The sequence below is a fragment of the Chimaeribacter coloradensis genome (assembly GCF_002858715.1).
Lineage (GTDB): Bacteria > Pseudomonadota > Gammaproteobacteria > Enterobacterales > Enterobacteriaceae > Chimaeribacter > Chimaeribacter coloradensis.
Window position 1 is genome coordinate 1 of the sequence record NZ_PJZH01000093.1, and the last position, 353, is coordinate 353.

Annotated in this window: 1 protein-coding gene; it reads right to left on the reverse strand. The window is 65.7% G+C overall.

The genetic code is table 11. The features are described 5' to 3' along the window. Window positions 1–353: DeoR family transcriptional regulator (locus tag CYR32_RS21290; protein WP_146000755.1), on the reverse strand; the 353-nt coding region annotated here is incomplete at both ends.

A 353-nucleotide genomic window follows, 5' to 3' on the forward strand; every position in this document is an offset into this window, starting at 1 on the left:
GTCCGGGATCTGGCGCGCCAAAAACCAGCTGGTGGAGCTGCTGTCGAGCAACAGGCAATCGCCCGGCTCAATAAACCCCAGTGCCCGTTTGGCGATGCGGGTTTTCATCTCCGGCGCCTGGTTGCTGCGCTGGCGGAACGACTCCCCCTGCTCAATCTGCCCCGGTAACGGACGCTTCTCCGGGCTGGGGGAATCGATGTACACCGCGCCGCCGTGGCTGCGCTGCAAAATCCCGCGCCGTTCCAGCAGCGTCAGATCCCGGCGGGCGGTCTCCAGCGAAATCCGGCACAGTGCGGCCACTTCCTGCACCAGCACCCGGCCCCGTTGGCTGAGGAGGTCGGCGATAAAGCGAT